Genomic DNA, 14,328 nt, shown 5'->3' with positions numbered 1-14,328 from the left:
TTTTGAGGCTTTACTATCTTTCTGACACGCTAAACGGGTGGGTGCAGGGTGCTGCAGTGATTGGTTGATGAACGGTCCGGCCTTTCTCCTGGCGGTGAATTTTGTCATCGCCATCTGCTTTTCCCTGGTCTTCGTCGTGGTTTCGACGCGAAGCCGCTCACGAACTGCTGCGCTATGGTTTGCGGCAGGTTTTGCAGTCGCATCGCTGTCATCGCTGTGCGAATTACTTGTTGCCTATACCGAGCTGATAAGATTCTGGGCCTTCGGTGCCTTCGCAGCTGTGCTGGGCGGCCTGCTTCTTCTTCTGATCGGAGTGGGAGAGCTTTATGGCCGCAAGATCAAATTCGCCTATGCCTGCGTTTTTTTGGCCGCAAGCACTGTTCTCGACATGTGGATATACGATTTGCCGCGCGGCACCGTAGCCCATGCTTTTTCTTACCAGGCGCCCTTCGCGATCGTGGTACTGACAGGGGCGGCATCTGTTTTCCTGTCCACCCGCAGACTGATAATCGACAGAGCCCTGGGGGCGTTGCTGTTGGTGACCGGTCTGCATTTTTTTGCCAAGGCGGGTTTGGCAGTACTTTCCGGCGCGGGAACGACCGCCAAGGACTATATCCACACCAATTACGCCCTGATCTCGCAGAGTTCGACAGCCGTTCTCGTCGTGGCGGTCGGATTGACTCTGCTTTCGGTCCTGGTGCTGGAGATCATGGCCGACGAACGTAGCAATTCAGAGAGGGACGCGCTTTCCGGGCTGCCCAATCGACGCGGCTTCGAAAACGGCGTGAAGGCTGCCATGTCGCACGCTGCGAATGTCCGGCATGCAGTCATCATATGCGATCTGGATTATTTCAAGAACATCAACGATACCTATGGGCATCATGGCGGCGATCTGGTGATCCGAGCGTTTGGCGATCTACTGCAACTGATGGCTCCGAAAAGTGCGGTGCTCGGACGCATCGGCGGCGAAGAGTTCGCTGTCTTCATGCCGAACACGACAGCGGAAATGGCCCTGTTGCTTGCCAATGCTCTCAGGAGCGGAACGATGGGTATTCAGATCGGCGCACTCTCGCCTTCCTTCAGGGTCACCGCAAGTTTCGGGGTGGCCGAAGTCGAGCAAGGCCAAGAATTTGTGGACGCCATGCGCAACGCGGATGACGCTCTTTACGAGGCAAAACGCTCCGGCCGCAATTGCGTCCGGCAGGCCACACCGTCCGCGCTTCCCAGATCGGCACCCATCAAGATCGTAAAATAGCAAGAGGCCGCCGAAGCGGCGGCCCAAAGCTTTTGATAAAATCAGCGGATTCGCTTGGCAGCAGGTTCCGGGACAAGTTCGCCATTGAGGCGACGGTCGAGATAGTCCTCGCATTCCGACATCAAGTCTTCGACGCGGCCGTTAAAGAAGTGGTTGGCGCCTTCGACGGTGCGATGGGTGATCAGGATGCCTTTTTGCGTCTTCAGCTTTTCTACGAGGCCATTGACGTCCTTTTCCGGCGCGACCTTGTCGGCATCGCCGTTGATGATCAGGCCCGAGGAGGGGCAGGGGGCGAGGAAGGAGAAGTCGTAGATATTGGGTTGTGGAGCTATCGACATGAAACCTTCAATCTCTGGACGGCGCATCAGGAGCTGCATGCCAATCCAGGCGCCGAATGAATAACCCGCTACCCAACAGCTCTTTGAATCCGGGTGAAGGCTCTGTACCCAGTCCAATGCAGATGCGGCATCCGAGAGTTCTCCCGCGCCGTGATCGAACTCGCCCTGGCTGCGTCCGATGCTGCGGAAATTGAACCGGAGCGTCGTGAATCCGCGCTTCTGGAACATGTAGAAGAGCTGGTAGACAATCTGGTTGTTCATCGTTCCGCCGAACTGCGGATGAGGATGGAGAATAAGCGCAATGGGAGCGCTCTTTTCCTTGGAAGGCTGATAGCGGCCCTCCAGGCGGCCGGCGGGGCCGTTGAAAATGACTTCGGGCATCGGTACTCCGGTCAACGTGCTAAGGTTCTACGTTCTAAGGTTCTAAGTCGGTCATCACGTCGAGTTTGACTTGACGAAGCCGCTCAGCTTTTCTAAAACCAACTTTAGAACCATTCGAAACTTTGGGCATCTTTGAAGTGACGCCCGATGCGATGTCTCATAAGGCAAGGCTCGAGGAAATTTCAAGGAAAATGCGGGGCGCCCTGTCTGCCGCCCCTTACCCAACTCCTATTTAGAAGCGGAAACCAAAAGGCCAATGGCGCTGAACCGTATATATCTTGACTGGAACGCGACCGCGCCTTTAAGCGCGCAAGCTCGTGCCGCCATGATGGATACGCTTCGGTTGCCGGGCAATCCGTCATCTGTGCATGGCGAAGGAAGAGCCGCGCGTGCTGCGATGGACAAGGCGCGCCGGCAGGTGGCCGCGCTGGTGGGGGGGGAGCCGGCGCATGTGATTTTCACGAGCGGTGCTACGGAAGCGGCCAATCACGTATTGACCTCGGACTTCCTGATGGGTCGTGCTCCCCTGATAATTAGCCATCTCTATGTTTCGGCTATCGAGCATCCGGCAATTCGCGAGGGCGGGCGCTTCGAGCCCGGCAGGCTCTCGGAGGTGCCGGTAACACGTGATGGCGTCGTGGATCTGCCGGCCCTTGAGGAAATCCTTGGCCGCCATGATCGAAGCTCTGGCCTCCCGATGGTCGCCGTCATGCTGGTCAACAATGAAACCGGTATCGTGCAGCCGGTCGCGGAAGCCGCTACTCTAGTGCATGCCCATGGCGGGCTGATGGTGGTCGATGCCGTGCAGGCAGTCGGTCGTATCTCAGTTGACATCAATGCGCTGGACGCCGATTTTCTGATCCTGTCCTCGCACAAGATCGGTGGGCCGAAGGGCGCGGGTGCGCTGGTGTCGCGTGGCGAGGCTCTGATGCCGAAGCCGCTGATCCGGGGCGGCGGTCAGGAGAAAGGTCATCGCTCCGGGACCGAGAATTTTCACGCGATCGTGGGGTTCGGCGCCGCTGCGGAGGCCGGGCTGGATAATCTCGGGCAGCGCAGCTCCGCCATAACCACCCTGCGAGAACAGCTTGAGCAAGGCATGCGTCAGGCCGCCCCGGATGTCATCATTCACGGCGCCGAAGTTGGCCGCGTCTGCAATACGTCCTTTTTCACCCTGCCAGGGTTGAAGTCGGAGACAGGGCAAATCGCCTTCGATCTGGAAGGTATCGCACTGTCGGCAGGCTCGGCCTGCTCTTCCGGAAAAGTTGGCGAGAGCCACGTTCTCACGGCCATGGGGCACGACCCGAAGCTCGGAGCTCTCCGAATTTCGCTGGGCGCGGATACAACGAGCGATGATATTGCACGCGCACTCGCTGCTTTCGCGAAGATCGCTGCTCGGCGAAAACCGGCGGGAGAGGCCGCTTGAGCCGATCGGTAAATTTGCGGAAGCGCAAATTTCCACTTGCCAAAAGGTGTGAAAACAGCCTTCTGGCGCTTACATAGGGTGGCAGCTGCCGCCCGTGACGATGACAAGAATTGCCGGAATTTGAACCGGCAAGATTTGGAGAATGAATATGCCTGCTGTCCAGGAAACAGTCGAACAGGTCCGCCGGATCGACATCGACCAGTACAAATACGGCTTCGAGACCGTCATCGAAGTGGACAAGGCGCCGAAGGGGCTTTCGGAAGATATCATTCGTTTCATTTCGGCTAAGAAGCAGGAGCCGGAATGGATGCTGGAATGGCGCCTGGAGGCCTACCGTCGCTGGTTGACGATGGAAGAGCCGACATGGGCGCGCGTCACCTACCCGAAGATCGACTTCAACGACATCTATTATTACGCGGCACCCAAGAACGTGACTGGCCCGACCTCCCTCGAAGAGGTGGATCCGGAGCTTCTGAAGACCTACGAGAAACTCGGTATTCCCCTTAGGGAGCAGGAGATCCTCGCGGGCGTCCAGAAAACCCGGGTTGCCGTCGATGCCGTCTTCGATTCGGTTTCGGTCGTCACAACTTTTAAAAAGGAACTTCAGCAGGCCGGCGTGATCTTCATGTCGATTTCTGAAGCGATCCGCGAGCATCCGGAACTTATCAAGAAGTATCTCGGCTCCGTCGTTCCGGCGTCGGATAACTTCTATGCGACACTGAATTCGGCGGTCTTCACTGATGGCTCTTTCGTTTTCGTGCCGAAGGGCGTCCGTTGCCCGATGGAGCTCTCCACCTACTTCCGGATCAACGAGAAGAACACCGGCCAGTTCGAGCGCACGCTGATCATCGCGGAAGAAGGCGCCTACGTTTCCTACCTCGAAGGCTGCACAGCGCCCCAGCGCGATGAAAACCAATTGCATGCTGCTGTGGTCGAACTCGTTGCGCTCGATGACGCTGAAATCAAATATTCGACGGTACAGAATTGGTTTCCGGGCGACGCCCAGGGCAAGGGCGGGATCTACAATTTCGTCACCAAACGTGGCGATTGCCGCGGAGCGCGTTCCAAGATTTCCTGGACGCAGGTTGAAACCGGCTCGGCGATCACCTGGAAATACCCGAGCTGCATTCTGCGAGGCGACGACAGCCGCGGCGAATTCTATTCGATCGCCGTATCGAACGGCCACCAGCAGATCGATAGCGGCACCAAGATGATCCATCTCGGCAAGAACACGTCGAGCCGCATCATCTCGAAGGGCATTTCCGCTGGTAAATCCAACAATACTTACCGTGGCCAGGTGTCGATCCATCGCAAGGCCGAGAACGCCCGGAACTTCACCAACTGCGATTCGTTGCTGATCGGCGACAAGTGCGGCGCGCACACGGTTCCGTATATCGATGTCAAGAACGCTTCGGCAAAGATCGAGCACGAAGCGACCACGTCGAAGATTTCGGACGATCAGAAGTTCTACGTCATGCAGCGCGGCATTCCGGAAGAAGAGGCGATTGCGCTCATCGTCAACGGATTCGTCAAGGAAGTGATCCAGGAACTGCCGATGGAGTTCGCCGTCGAAGCGCAGAAGCTGATCGGGATTTCTCTGGAAGGAAGTGTTGGCTAACATGTGACGGCAAGAGGGTCGCGGGCATGTTTGATCCCCTTAATCTGGTCTACTACGCCCTGATATGCGGCTTTCTTGCGGCCTTTGCGCCGAATTTCGGAGGGCGTGCAGCCCGGGCCGGGTGGGGCCTTGCGGTGGGCGCAATCGCGGTCTTCCTTCTGCCGTGGGTCCGTAGCGCTCTCGGCTTTTGAATTTGGGCCGGTCCAGATTGGCTGGCCTCACTGAGACAAAGAACGAATGGAAAAATATCATGCTTGAGATCAAGAACCTGCATGCCCGTATTGCCGAGGACGGCACCGAAATCATTCGCGGCCTGAACCTTACCGTCAAGGCGGGTGAGATCGCGGCCATCATGGGGCCGAACGGCTCCGGCAAATCGACCCTTTCCTACATCCTCTCCGGCCGTGAGGACTATGAAGTCACCGAAGGTGACATCCTCTATAACGGCGAGAGCATCCTCGAGCTTGACCCGGCCGAGCGTGCCTCCAGGGGGATCTTCCTCGCGTTCCAGTATCCGGTGGAAATCCCTGGTGTTGCCACCATGCAGTTCCTCAAGGTCGCGATGAACGAGCAGCGCAAGGCGCGTGGCGAAGCGGAACTGACGACGCCGGATTTCATCCGTCGCGTCAAGGAGGCCGCCGAGAAGCTGAAGATCGACCAGGCCATGCTGCGCCGTCCGCTCAACGTCGGTTTCTCCGGCGGCGAAAAGAAGCGCGCGGAGATCCTGCAGATGGCGCTGCTGGAGCCGCAGCTTTGCGTGCTGGACGAAACGGATTCCGGCCTCGATATCGATGCGTTGAAGATCGTCGCCGATGGGGTCAACGCGCTGAAATCGCCGGACCGCGCGGTCATCGTCATCACCCATTATCAGCGCCTGCTCGATTATATCGTACCGGACAGCGTGCATGTCCTCTACAAGGGCCAGATCATCCGCTCCGGCGATAAATCGCTGGCGCTGGAACTGGAAGAGAACGGTTATGCCGATATCATCGGAGAAGCGGCTTAAGCGCCAAGGAGAGACGTTGTCATGAATATGCAGACGACAAGTCGCCTGACGGCTGCCGAGACCGCACTGGTCGAAGCATTCGCGGCCCAGATCGGAGAATTTCCAGGAAACGGAGCCGTCATCGGCACCCGTGACCGGCTGTTGGATGATCTCAAGAAGGGCGGTCTTCCCACCCGCCGGATTGAGTCCTGGCACTATACCGACCTCAAGAGCCTGCTGCGTCAGGTTCCCGACGTTACGCCTGTGGCAGCGGTCGATCCCATCACGGCATTGGTCGACGGCTCAAAGATTTTCTCGGTCGTGCAGGGGATTGCGGATCCGAAGGCATCTGCGGACGGCATCGAAGTCGCCGTCTACAAGAATAAACTTACCGATGGCTCGGCTGTCGCGGATCTGGCCGCACTCGGAAATGACGATGCGATCGGTCGGATCAACGGCAGCTTCGTGCGGGACGGTTTTGCTCTTACGATTCCGGCAAATATTGAACTCGAGCAACCGCTTGAACTGCAGGTCCTGCATGCGGGCGGCCAGATTCACACGCGTTTCCCGGTTTCCTTCGGGGCCGCTTCCAAAGCGACGATCATCGAACGTCATCGGGCGGTGACGGAGGGCGCGGCCCTCGTCTCCTCGATCAGTGACATTCGGCTGGATGACGATGCGGAAGTCACCTGGATTATCGTGCAGCAGCAGGGCGCAGCAGATACCCATCTCGGCCAGATCCGCGTCAAACTGGGGCGGAAAGCCAAGCTTCGGCTTTTCGTGGTCAATGCCGGCGGCAAACTCGTTCGCCAGGAGTTGCGGATCGACGTTGAGGGTGAGGGCGCCGAATTGACCTTGCGCGGCGTCAACCTGCTCGGTGGCGAGAGCCACACGGATGTCACGCTGATGCTCGGCCACAACGTGCCCCACACAAATTCGACCGAGACCATCCGCAACGTCGTGTTCGATCGGGCCAACGGTGTTTTCCAGGGGATGATCCGGGTTGCGCCGGATGCCCAGAAGACCGATGCCAAGATGGCCTGCAACACGTTGCTTCTCTCGGACGACGGCGGCTTCTCGGTAAAACCGGAGCTTGAAATCTTCGCTGACGACGTGATCTGCGGTCATGGTGCGACGGTTGCCGATATCGACAGCAACCATCTCTTTTACCTGATGGCGCGCGGCGTTCCGGAGAACAAGGCACGGGCCATGCTGGTCAACGCCTTCGTGGCGGAGATCGTCGAGGAATTCGAGGACGAAAAGCTGGTCGAGGCGCTGGAAAGCGTTATTTCGTCCTGGCTTGAAAGGCATGCCTGACATGGACCAGAGCAATCCGGCGGTAACTTATGACGTGGAAGCGATCCGGCGGGATTTTCCGATCCTGTCGACGATGGTCCATGGGAAGCCGCTGGTCTATCTGGACAGCGGCGCCTCAGCGCAGAAACCGCAGGTGGTGATCGACGCCATCAGCCACGCCTATTCCAGTGAATATGCAAACGTCCACCGCGGCCTGCACTACCTCTCGAACGCGGCGACGGAGGCCTATGAAGCGGCTCGCGAAAAGGTGCGCCGCTTCCTGAATGCCGGCTCTGTCGACGAGATCGTCTTCACCAAGAATTCGACAGAGGCAATCAATACCGTGGCCTATGGCTGGGGTATGCCTATTATCGGCGAAGGCGACGAGATCGTTCTGACGATCATGGAGCATCATTCCAATATCGTGCCTTGGCATTTCATCCGCGAACGGCAGGGCGCCAAATTGGTATGGGTGCCGGTGGATGACGAGGGTGCGTTTCATATCGAGGACTTTGAAAGATCGCTGACCGAGAAGACCAAGCTTGTCGCGATCACGCATATGTCGAATGCACTCGGCACGATCGTTCCCGTAAAGGAAGTCTGCCGTATCGCGCACGAGCGGGGTATTCCGGTCTTGATCGACGGCAGCCAGGGGGCGGTGCACATGCCGGTCGATGTTCGCGACATCGATTGCGACTGGTATGTGATGACCGGCCACAAGCTTTACGGTCCGTCGGGCATCGGCGTTCTTTACGGAAAGACGGACCGGCTGAAGGAGATGCGGCCATTCCAGGGTGGCGGGGAAATGATTTTCGAGGTGGCGGAGGATACCGTCACTTACAACGATCCGCCGCATCGTTTCGAAGCCGGCACTCCGCCGATCGTCCAGGCGATCGGACTTGGTTACGCCCTCGATTACATGGACAAGATCGGTCGTGCCTCCATCGCTCGGCATGAGGCGGATCTCGCCGCTTATGCGGCGGAGCGGCTGAGGTCGATCAATTCCTTGCGAATCATCGGAAATGCGCCCGGCAAGGGCAGCATCTTTTCGTTTGAGCTTGCCGGGATCCATGCGCATGACGTGTCCATGGTGATCGATCGCAAGGGGATTGCCGTGCGAGCCGGCACGCACTGCGCCATGCCGCTCTTGAAACGTTTTGGCGTCACCTCCACATGCCGGGCATCGTTCGGCATGTACAATACGCGTGCAGAGGTGGATGCCCTTGCCGATGCGCTGGATTATGCGCGTAACTTCTTTGCCTGAGGAATCGTTGTCATGGCTGTCGATGAAACGGAACTGAAATGGGACGCCCGGGAGGGGATCATCGAATCCTCCATTCCGGCAGAGGAGCTGGCGCGTCTCAGCGACGATATCATCGCTGCGCTGAAGACGGTTTATGACCCGGAGATCCCGGCTGATATCTTCGAACTGGGCCTCATCTACAAGATCGATATCGAAAACGATCGAATGGTGAAGATCGTAATGACGTTGACGGCGCCCGGATGCCCGGTGGCGGGGGAGATGCCCGGCTGGGTGGAAAACGCGGTCGGCGCTGTCGAGGGCGTTTCCGGGGTGGAGGTGGAAATGACGTTCGATCCGCCTTGGACGCCGGAACGGATGTCGGAGGAGGCTCAGGTCGCCGTCGGCTGGTATTGATCCGTTTACGACCGAACATTACATTGACCGTGAAGCACCCGGACCTTGAATCCGGCTGTGGAAGGAGAATAGGCCCATGGGCTTTGCAGTGATGACGATGACTGACGCCGCTGCCGCGCGCGTCAAACAGATTGTGGCCGGGTCCGGACCGGAAGCGCAGGGTGTGCGCGTCGGGATCAAGAAGGGCGGCTGCGCCGGCATGGAATATACCATCGATCTTGTTACGACCGCCAATCCCAAGGACGACCTCGTCGAGCATGATGGCGCCAAGGTTTGGGTCGAGCCTTCTGCGGTGCTTTATCTTCTTGGCACGCAGATGGATTTCGAAATCAGCAGAATCCGTTCGGGCTTCACCTTCGTAAATCCCAACCAGACATCGGCCTGCGGCTGCGGTGAGTCGGTCGAATTGAAGCCCGCCGACCTTGCCGCGCTTGCCAAGCAGCGTGAAGCCGAAGCCCACGTTTGATTGCTATAAAATGCTGACGAGGAGGGGGCCATTCGGCCCTTTCTTTTTTCGTCGGCTATTCGTGCCGTAACGCCTCTATCGGGTTAAGCTGGGCCGCACGGCGAGCCGGAAAATAGCCGAAGATCATGCCGATTGCCGCCGAGAAGGCAAAGGCCACAAAGATGATAGAGGGACTCGTTACGAAGGGCACGCCGAGAACGCTGACGACACCGTAAGCGAGCAGAAGGCCCATCAGAATGCCGGTCACGCCCCCAAAGATGGACAGCATCACCGCTTCGACCAGAAACTGCATCAAGACCTGATTTTCCAACGCCCCGATCGCCAGCCTGATGCCGATTTCGCGCGTGCGCTCCGTTACGGAGACCAGCATGATATTCATAATGCCGATCCCGCCCACCAGAAGGCTCACAGCAGCCACGGCTCCAAGGAGTCCCGTCAGAAGCATTGTAGTGCCGGTCATGGTGGAGGCGATCTGCGACATGTCATTGACCGAGAAATCGTCCTCCCGACCTATGCCGATGCGTCGGCGTTCTCTCAGGAGGCTTTCCACATCCGATTGAACCCCGGAGGTGGAGACGCCGTCGTGGGCTGAGAGGATGATGCTCGAGATCGTGGTTGTTCCGCCGATCCGCCGCTGGTGAAGTTTAAGCGGCATCAGCACCGTATCGTCCTGATCATCTCCCATGCCCGACTGTCCCTTGGCGGCAAGCAGTCCGACGACGGGGCAGGAGACGTTGCTGACCCTGATTGTCTCTCCGACCGGATCAGCCGATCCGAAGAGCTCTTTGCGCAAGGTCTCTCCTATGATGCAGGCGGCCTGCCCGCGCTCCTCCGCGGGCAGAAACTCGCGTCCGGATACCAGATCCCAGTCCTGCGCGATCAGGTAGTCGTTGGTAGTGCCGATTGCGCTGGTCGAATGGTTCTGGCCACCGGCCACAACGGTGGCGGTACCGCGGTTGATCGGCGCAACAGCTCTGAGGCCCGACACCTGATCCCTTATCGCCTCCACATCCTTGTCGTCGAAGCGTTTGGCCTCGGTGCTGGCGCGGCCCGGCCCCCATTGGCCGGGCCGCACGAACAGCGTGTTGGTGCCAAGTCGCTGGAGTTCGGTTTTTACCTGGGCCGTGGTGCCATTGCCGATCGTGACCATGGCGATGACGGCCGCAACGCCAATAACGACACCGAGTACGGTCAGGAATGAGCGCAATATATTCCTGCTGATGGCGCGCCAGGCAAGTTTTGCCGTCTCAATGAACAATTTCCGCCTCCTTTCGACCAACCTCATCGGAGGTGAGGCGGCCGTCGACGAAGCGCAGAAGACGTCGGCCATAAGCTGCTATGTCTTCCTCGTGCGTCACCATGATCACGGTAATGCCCCGCTCGTTGTTGAGGCGGGTGATCAGGTGCATGATCTCGGTGCTTGTCCTGGTATCGAGGTTACCGGTCGGCTCGTCTGCGAGCAGAACCGCCGGGTCGGTAACGATCGCCCTGGCGATCGCCACCCGCTGTTGCTGGCCGCCGGACAGTTCCTGTGTCGTGTGATTTTCCCGTCCCTTCAGTCCCACTTGCTCCAGTGCGGCCATGGCGCGCGTTCGGCGCTCGCGAGCGTCCATGCCGCGATAGGTCAACGGCAATTCTACATTCTCGACCGCGGACGTTCGCGCCAACAGATTGAAACCTTGGAATACGAAGCCAAGCATATGCCGGCGCAGCAGCGTCAATTGAGTGCGATCAAAACCGCTGGTTGGCATTCCTTGAAAAAGATATTCGCCCGAGGATGGCACGTCGAGCCCTCCGATGACGTTCATGCAGGTGGACTTCCCCGACCCCGACGGTCCCATGATCGATACGAATTCCCCCTGCGATATCAAAAGATCTACATGGTCGAGCGCGCGGATCGTCGCCTCGCCGCGGCCGTAGAACTTCGAAACCTGCCTGAACTCGATGAGAGGGGCCTGCATCGGATCGCCTCAACCGTTTCGCGCTGTCGCGGAGGTAATCACCAGATCGCCCTCCTTGAGATCGCCCGATTGCAGGGCCGTGAATCGGCCGTCGGATGATCCCGTCTGAACGCTCAATCGCTGCGGTTGGCCGTTCCGCAGCACCCAGATGCTGCGCGCGGATTTGTCGGCGCTGTCGCTGCCGGAGGCTCGGCTGCCGCCAGGGGGGCGTGGGGGCCGGAAGAGCCGCGTAAGCATGCTGCCGCTGGACCGAGACACGGCCGGCGGCGAGTAGCGAAGTGCGGCGTTTGGAATAAGAAGGGCATCCTTGACCGACTCGACATTGATGTCCGCCGTTGCCGTCATGCCCGGCCTGAGGAGGAGTTCCTGGTTGTCGACCGTCAGGATCGCCTTGTAGGTGACGATATTCGACACGGTTTCCGACGCGAACCGCACGGTCTCTATCTTAGCTGGAAAGGTTCGATCCGGATATGCATCCACCGAGAAGACGGCGCCCTGACTTTCCCTCACCTGGCCGACATCCGCCTCATCGACGGCGACCTGCAGTTCCATTTGCCGGAGGTCTCCGGCAAGGGTGAACAGGACCGGGGCATTGAGCGAAGAAGCGACGGTCTGGCCGGGATCGACATCGCGCGTCAGCACGATACCATCGATAGGCGACACGATTGTCAGCTTGGAGAGGTTTACTTCCGCCAGGCGCAATGCGGCTTCAGCCGACTGTACTGCAGCGTCATTGATGGCTTTGGTGGCCAGAGCGGATTCGTAGGTATATCTCGCGGCATCCAGCTCCTGCTGGCTGGAAACACGATTGCTGACGAGCCCGCTCAGGCGGTCAAGGCTCGTTTTGGCTGAAGCGGCTTCTGCTTCGGCCTTCAGGACATTGGCTCTTGCCGACGCCAGTTGAGCCCGCGCGCTCTGGACATCGGCTTCCTGTTTGTTCGTATCAAGTTCTGCGAGCACTTCGCCCGCTTTGACGGCGCTGTTGTAGGTGACGTTGACCTTGCGGACCGTGCCCGACAGCTCACTGGATATATCGACCTGCTCGGTCGGTTGGACCGATCCGGTGGCCGTGACGATGACCGAAAGGTCGCCGCGCTCCACCGGCACCGTGCTGTAGGTATATTGCGGGCCGCTGCTGCCGAGATAGGTGTATGCTGCAGCCGCTGCTGCCAGAAGGACGACGAGCAGGATCGGCCAGAAGAACCGACGGCGCTTCCTGCCGGATCTTGAAGTCGTGAGAATTTCGGCGAGGTCGGCTGTGCCGGTGGTCCTCTCTGCTGGTTCCAACGTCTTTTGCACGTTCAAGGTCGTGTCCTTAGTGGGGGAGCCGGATCCGCTCGCGATCCTACCTGTTTCCGTATCATGGCACCGGGTATCCGGTTGATGCACAGCTGTCGTACAAATCTCCATGCTTCCGATGACATGAAACGCGTCGAGGATGAACTTAAATATCGGTAAGGTAGTTCGACCTTGATCCGCATCAGCCTGCGGCTGTTTTTTCCGATGCATCGATATCTCTGCTCGCACGTTGTACGGCCGCAGAGAAGGAGATCACCAATGATTGATGCTGCGAGAATCAAGGAACATGCAGAAGTCATCGGCGCAGACGGCGTCCATGTCGGGACCGTCGATGGAGTCGAGGGCAGCCGGATCAAGCTCACCAGGAAAGACAGTGGTGAAGGAGGGCATAGAGGCCATCATCATTTCATTCCACTCGATCTTGTTGCCGATATCGAAGGAAACACGGTGCGGCTTTCAGCCAATAGCGATGTGGCCGTCTCCTTTGAAGAGGAAGAAGGCGGCGGATCGGTTCATTGAGAAGGAGATGCCGGCGCCCATGGGCGCCGGCTCAAACTGTGGAGATGGGCCTGTTCTATTGCGTGGAACTTGGTACGCCAAAACGCTCTGGCATGAATGCCGTTTCCGAGGGCGGGCCGCTGAGGCGATCGGTTTTGGCCGTTACGGATGGCCCAGCCGAATGCAACAGAAGCACAGCTAGCAAAGCCCCGACGATGGCTGATCCCAAGGCGATGAGAATGTTTCCGGCGTTCATGGCGATACCCTCCTTTTATATTTCAACATCCTAAAGAACGAAATGTTCCGCGAGGGAGTGCAGCCTCGAGCGTAGCGTGTTTGAGAGCAGCCACGCTTCCTGCGTGCACCTCCAGACGCCGACTGCATCAATCATATGTCGAGGCGGTGAGGGGATTGAGCCGCCTGGAGTGACGCGGCATTGGACGCGATAAGATGCGGGATAGTCAATTTTGAGCTGAGAGTTCTGCTGGCGAAGCCATGATCTCACCGCCGCCAAGACCTTGATCCGCATATTTGAACACCAGGATACTGAGTACCGAGGCAACCATCACAATGAAGATAATTCGCATAGAAGCTCCTTCGGCCGCATCAACGTGATGACTGACGAAGAAGTTCCATCGCTCCCGTCTGTAGAAACGCCCGGGCGAGGGCGGCGTGCCTGGAAACGGACAAGCAACGCGCGAGGTTAAGCTGAAAGAAGATCGAGGGTGGGAGTCTTATGTCCGCAGTCGCGCATATAAGAAAACCGTTTCGGGGATCGTCCGGGACAGAGTTTCAAGGTGCCCGACCTGAGAGATAGGTGACGTTTCGTACCGGAGATGGGGTATTCGGCTTTCGCCTCATCTTCCACGGTGATGCAGGAGGTGCTGCGCTTCGAGCTGATGATAAAACGTGGTCTGTCCAAACAGCCACAAGCATCAGGAAAGGAAGCGCAGCATGAAGCACTTTATTGGCCTCGATGTCTCGGTGAAAGAGACCGCCGTTTGCATTATCAATGAATCCGGCAAGATCTGTCGTGAGGTGAAGGTGGTCAGCCACCCTGACGATCTCATTGCAGTGCTGAAGGGCCAGACCTTGAACGTCGAGCGGGTCGGACTTGAAGCCGGACCTTTGTCGCAGTGGTTATTCGAGGG

At 58.3% G+C, this 14,328-nt stretch carries 14 protein-coding genes and 3 pseudogenes; 12 read left to right on the top strand and 5 right to left on the bottom strand.

Going from position 1 to position 14,328, the window contains the following annotated elements:
- Positions 1 to 67: 67 nt before the first annotated feature.
- Positions 68 to 1,255, top strand: coding sequence for a GGDEF domain-containing protein (locus C5L12_RS00070; RefSeq protein ID WP_105369982.1), 1,188 nt, complete (start codon positions 68 to 70; stop codon positions 1,253 to 1,255).
- A gap of 41 nt (positions 1,256 to 1,296) precedes the next feature.
- Here C5L12_RS00070 and C5L12_RS00065 read toward each other — a convergent pair whose 3' ends face one another.
- Positions 1,297 to 1,974, bottom strand: coding sequence for an alpha/beta hydrolase (locus C5L12_RS00065; RefSeq protein WP_105369981.1), 678 nt, complete (start codon positions 1,972 to 1,974; stop codon positions 1,297 to 1,299).
- 256 nt (positions 1,975 to 2,230) lie between these two features.
- On the opposite strand from C5L12_RS00065, the gene C5L12_RS00060 reads away from it, so the two are divergent.
- The 9 genes and pseudogenes from C5L12_RS00060 (at position 2,231) to sufA (ending at position 9,419) form a co-directional block, all read left to right on the top strand.
- Complete coding sequence (locus C5L12_RS00060; protein WP_105369980.1) at positions 2,231 to 3,397, top strand: cysteine desulfurase family protein; 1,167 nt, start codon at positions 2,231 to 2,233, stop codon at positions 3,395 to 3,397.
- A gap of 148 nt (positions 3,398 to 3,545) precedes the next feature.
- Positions 3,546 to 5,015: a Fe-S cluster assembly protein SufB gene (gene sufB, locus C5L12_RS00055; protein ID WP_105369979.1), complete on the top strand. Its 1,470-nt coding sequence runs from the start codon at positions 3,546 to 3,548 to the stop codon at positions 5,013 to 5,015.
- A gap of 26 nt (positions 5,016 to 5,041) precedes the next feature.
- On the top strand, positions 5,042 to 5,206 hold the full coding sequence (locus C5L12_RS28315; RefSeq protein WP_165924260.1) for a hypothetical protein: 165 nt from the start codon (positions 5,042 to 5,044) through the stop codon (positions 5,204 to 5,206).
- Between the two features lie 59 nt (positions 5,207 to 5,265).
- Positions 5,266 to 6,021, top strand: a complete 756-nt coding sequence (gene sufC, locus C5L12_RS00050) for a Fe-S cluster assembly ATPase SufC (RefSeq protein WP_105369978.1) — start codon at positions 5,266 to 5,268, stop codon at positions 6,019 to 6,021.
- 21 nt (positions 6,022 to 6,042) lie between these two features.
- Positions 6,043 to 6,253 (top strand): annotated as a pseudogene (locus tag C5L12_RS29190) (Fe-S cluster assembly protein SufD); the annotation flags it as partial.
- An 89-nt stretch (positions 6,254 to 6,342) separates the two neighbouring features.
- Positions 6,343 to 7,317: pseudogene (sufD, locus tag C5L12_RS00045) on the top strand (Fe-S cluster assembly protein SufD); the annotation flags it as partial.
- 1 nt (position 7,318) lies between these two features.
- Positions 7,319 to 8,560, top strand: coding sequence for a cysteine desulfurase (locus C5L12_RS00040; RefSeq protein WP_105369976.1), 1,242 nt, complete (start codon positions 7,319 to 7,321; stop codon positions 8,558 to 8,560).
- Between the two features lie 12 nt (positions 8,561 to 8,572).
- The gene (locus tag C5L12_RS00035; protein WP_105369975.1) at positions 8,573 to 8,953 is read left to right on the top strand and encodes an SUF system Fe-S cluster assembly protein; all 381 of its coding nucleotides are present in this window, start codon (positions 8,573 to 8,575) and stop codon (positions 8,951 to 8,953) included.
- 76 nt (positions 8,954 to 9,029) lie between these two features.
- Positions 9,030 to 9,419: a Fe-S cluster assembly scaffold SufA gene (gene sufA / locus C5L12_RS00030; RefSeq protein ID WP_105369974.1), complete on the top strand. Its 390-nt coding sequence runs from the start codon at positions 9,030 to 9,032 to the stop codon at positions 9,417 to 9,419.
- Between the two features lie 55 nt (positions 9,420 to 9,474).
- Here the strand turns inward: sufA and C5L12_RS00025 are convergent, their stop codons facing one another.
- Genes C5L12_RS00025 through C5L12_RS00015 form a run of 3 tightly spaced genes read right to left on the bottom strand, consistent with a single transcriptional unit; the run spans position 9,475 to position 12,685 of the window.
- Positions 9,475 to 10,677 carry an ABC transporter permease gene (locus C5L12_RS00025; protein WP_105369973.1) on the bottom strand — a complete coding sequence of 401 codons (1,203 nt, stop codon included), beginning with the start codon at positions 10,675 to 10,677 and terminating at the stop codon, positions 9,475 to 9,477.
- Positions 10,667 to 11,380, bottom strand: a complete 714-nt coding sequence (locus C5L12_RS00020) for an ABC transporter ATP-binding protein (RefSeq protein ID WP_105369972.1) — start codon at positions 11,378 to 11,380, stop codon at positions 10,667 to 10,669. Before C5L12_RS00020 ends, C5L12_RS00025 begins: the two co-directional genes overlap by 11 nt.
- Before the next feature lie 9 nt (positions 11,381 to 11,389).
- Positions 11,390 to 12,685: an efflux RND transporter periplasmic adaptor subunit gene (locus tag C5L12_RS00015; protein ID WP_425350713.1), complete on the bottom strand. Its 1,296-nt coding sequence runs from the start codon at positions 12,683 to 12,685 to the stop codon at positions 11,390 to 11,392.
- Positions 12,686 to 12,937: 252 nt separating this feature from the next.
- On the opposite strand from C5L12_RS00015, the gene C5L12_RS00010 reads away from it, so the two are divergent.
- A complete protein-coding gene (locus C5L12_RS00010) occupies positions 12,938 to 13,198 on the top strand; it encodes a DUF2171 domain-containing protein (RefSeq protein ID WP_105369971.1) in 261 nt (86 codons plus the stop codon).
- A gap of 440 nt (positions 13,199 to 13,638) precedes the next feature.
- Here C5L12_RS00010 and C5L12_RS29005 read toward each other — a convergent pair whose 3' ends face one another.
- The gene (locus tag C5L12_RS29005; RefSeq protein ID WP_280952501.1) at positions 13,639 to 13,764 is read right to left on the bottom strand and encodes a hypothetical protein; all 126 of its coding nucleotides are present in this window, start codon (positions 13,762 to 13,764) and stop codon (positions 13,639 to 13,641) included.
- Positions 13,765 to 14,131: 367 nt separating this feature from the next.
- Here C5L12_RS29005 and C5L12_RS00005 point away from each other — a divergent pair.
- Positions 14,132 to 14,328: pseudogene (locus C5L12_RS00005) on the top strand (IS110 family RNA-guided transposase); the annotation flags it as partial.

The organism is Neorhizobium huautlense (assembly GCF_002968575.1).
GTDB classification, from domain to species: Bacteria; Pseudomonadota; Alphaproteobacteria; order Rhizobiales; family Rhizobiaceae; genus Neorhizobium; species Neorhizobium huautlense.
The sequence above is the reverse complement of the archived record's forward strand: the minus strand, read 5'-3'. Positions and strand labels throughout refer to the sequence as shown.